This is a genomic window from Corynebacterium sp. (assembly GCF_030535495.1).
GTDB lineage: Bacteria > Actinomycetota > Actinomycetes > Mycobacteriales > Mycobacteriaceae > Corynebacterium.
On sequence record NZ_JAUNRW010000135.1, the window covers coordinates 1 to 3,155 of the forward strand.

At 68.3% G+C, this 3,155-nt stretch carries 3 protein-coding genes; 2 read left to right on the plus strand and 1 reads right to left on the minus strand.

The genetic code is table 11. The features are described 5' to 3' along the window. Both ilvD and Q4F73_RS11470 read left to right on the plus strand, forming a co-directional pair. The coding region (ilvD, locus tag Q4F73_RS11465) for a dihydroxy-acid dehydratase (protein WP_303359474.1) at positions 1 to 1,374 on the plus strand (1,374 nt) is incomplete at its 5' end. A gap of 10 nt (positions 1,375 to 1,384) precedes the next feature. Further along, a complete protein-coding gene (locus Q4F73_RS11470) occupies positions 1,385 to 2,617 on the plus strand; it encodes a glycosyltransferase family 87 protein (protein WP_303359475.1) in 1,233 nt (410 codons plus the stop codon). A 49-nt stretch (positions 2,618 to 2,666) separates the two neighbouring features. Here Q4F73_RS11470 and Q4F73_RS11475 read toward each other — a convergent pair. Next, positions 2,667 to 3,155: DoxX family protein (locus tag Q4F73_RS11475; protein ID WP_303359476.1), on the minus strand; the 489-nt coding region annotated here is incomplete at its 5' end.

Below are 3,155 nucleotides of genomic sequence, written 5' to 3' on the forward strand. Positions count from 1 at the left end.
GTCGACGGTGTCGCCCAGACCCCGACCGACCTCATCACCGCCATCGCCGCCTCCGCCAACGAGGCCGTCTCCGACGCCGGTCTGGCGCAGATCGAGGAGTCGGCCTGCCCGACCTGCGGTTCCTGCTCCGGCATGTTCACCGCCAACTCCATGAACTGCCTCACCGAGGCCCTCGGCCTGTCGCTGCCGGGCAACGGCACCACGCTGGCCACCCATTCGGCCCGCCGCCGCCTCTTCGAGCAGGCCGGTGAGACCATCGTCGAGCTGTGCCGCCGTTACTACGGTGAGGAGGACGAGTCCGTCCTGCCGCGCAACGTCGCCACCAAGGACGCCTTCCGCAACGCCATGGCGCTCGACATGGCCATGGGTGGGTCCACCAACACCATCCTCCACACCCTGGCCGCCGCGCAGGAGGGTGAGATCGACTTCACCCTCGCCGACATCGAGGACATCTCCCACCGCGTGCCGTGCCTGTCCAAGGTCGCCCCCAACGGCATCTACCACATCGAGGATGTCCACCGCGCCGGCGGCATTCCCGCCATCCTCGGCGAGCTGCGCCGCGCTGACCTGCTCAACGAGGACGTCCACACCGTCGTCTACGACAGCCTCGACGGCTGGCTGAACGACTGGGACATCCGCGGCGGCAAGGCCATCGACGCCGCCACCGAGCTCTTCCACGCCGCCCCGGGCGGGGTGCGCACCACCGAGGCCTTCTCCACCGACAACCGGTGGGAGTCCCTGGACACCGACCAGGTCGACGGCTGCATCCACGACGTCGAGCACGCCCATTCCGCCGACGGCGGTCTGGTGGTGCTGCGCGGCAACCTCGCCCCGGACGGGTCCGTGCTCAAGACCGCCGGCGTCGAGGAGGAACTGTGGACCTTCACCGGTCCGGCCCGCGTCGTCGACAGCCAGGAGGAGGCCGTGTCGATCATCCTCAAGCGCGAGGTGCAGGCCGGTGAGGTCGTGGTCATCCGCTACGAGGGTCCCTCCGGTGGTCCCGGCATGCAGGAGATGCTGCACCCGACGTCCTTCCTCAAGGGCGCGGGCCTGGGCAAGAAGTGCGCCCTGATCACCGACGGCCGTTTCTCCGGTGGCACCTCGGGTCTGTCCATCGGCCACATCTCCCCCGAGGCCGCCCACGGTGGGCTCATCGGCCTGATCGAGAACGGTGACCCGATCACCATCGACGTCCACACCCGTCGCCTCTCGCTGGATATCCCGGACGAGGAGATCGCGCGGCGTCGTGAAGCGATGGAGGCCTCGGAGAAACCGTGGACCGCGAACCGTGAGCGCGTCGTGTCCAAGGCCCTGCGCGCCTACGCGTCGATGGCCACCTCCGCCGATAAGGGTGCCGTCCGCCGGGTGGACTAACATCAGCCGGGTGACTGACCTCTCCAAGCCCGCGACCCTGCCCCTTGCCACCGTCCTCCAGATGGTGGCCGCCCTGGGGCTGGTCGCGGGCTTCGGCGTCGTCGGGCGGCAGATGATGATCACGGACTTCCCCGTCGACATGATCATCTACCTGGAGGGCGTGCGCGCCTTCCTCGACGGCGGCGAGATGTACTCCGTGCCGATGTACGCCGGCGACCTGGCCCTGCCGTTCATTTACCCGCCCTTCGGTGCGCTGGTCATGGTGCCGTTCGTGGGCCTGGAGCCGGACCTGGCCGGCGATCTCATGATCATGCTCTCCGCCGCACTGGTGCTGGTGTGCCTGTATGTCATCCTCCGCTCGCTGCGGCTGCGCGGGTGGACGCTGCTGGCGCTGACCGCCGCGGTGTGGCCGGTGGTGCTGCTCATCGAACCGGTGTGGCTCAACGCGGGGTTCGCGCAGCTCAACATCGTGCTCATGGCGCTGGTGGTGCTCGATCTCGTTCCGCGCCCGCGGACGCTGCCGCAGGGCTGGCTCATCGGTATCGCCGCGGCCATCAAGCTCACTCCCCTGGCGATGCTGCTCTACTTCCTGCTGCGCCGTGATCTCCGCTCGATTGTCGTCGCCGGTGTCTCGGCCCTGCTGGCCACCGGGGTGGCGGCGCTGGTGCGCTGGGACGCGACGAAGGAGTTCTACACCTCGGTGCTGCTCGACATGGGATCGAGTTCGGAATTCGGTGTCAACACCGTCTACCAGTCCAACAGCTCCCTCAAGGGCATGATCATGCGCTGGTTCACCTCCCCCGAGTCACTCGACGCGCACTCGACGCTGGTCAACGGCCTGTGGCTGGGGCTGTCGCTGCTGACGATCGTGCTCGGCGGCTGGCTCATGGTGGCGCTCATGCGCCGGGACATGCTTATCGACGCCGCCCTGGTCAACGCCGTCATCATGCTCCTCATCTCCCCCGTGTCCTGGTCCCACCACTGGATCTGGCTCACCCTGCTGCTGCCGGTGCTCGCGTGGCGCTGCCTCACCGTGCTCGGCGGGCCGGTGGCCCTGTCCGCGCTGACCTTCACGTTCACCGCGCTCGTGATCACCCAGCCGCCGAAGTGGTGGTACGGCGATGGCATCGACATCCACGCCCTGAACTTCTGGCAGAAGGTGCTGGTGAGCGATTTCGTGTGGCTGGGCATCGCGGTGCTGGTGGCCTGGGCGGTGTCCCTGCGGCGGGTGCCGCGCGCCTGAGAATCAGAAAGGCCCCGTCAGGTGACGGGGCCTTCGATCGTGCGGGGGTCTATGCCAGCGGGTTGACTCCCGCGCCGAACCACCACAGGGCGACGGCGCCGGCGACGGCCAGCAGGATGAAGATCCAGGAGCTGACGAGCGGGCGACGGGCCCAGCTGCGTCCGAAGTCCAGGGAGACCAGGCCCGGACCGGTGAACTGCAGCGCCAGGGAAATGCCCAGCATCACCAGCGAGAGCCACACCGACTCCGGCCACGCGAAGAGGTTGGCTCCCGCGCCCGAGGTCGTCAGTTCATGCAGCGCGGTGAACGAGGTGACGATGGTGGCCACCATCGCGAACAGCGGGGTGATCAGGCCCAGGACCAGGAACACACCGGCCGCGAGCTGCAGCGAGGGAACGATGATCGCCAGCCCGCCCGGGGCCAGGTAGTTGGCGTAGTCGGCCTCCAGGCCGGAAATGCCCGGGTTTCCGCCGAGACGGAAGAAGGTCCCCACGGCCTCGAGGATGAGCCAGCCGCCGAGCAGCAGGCGGATGATGAG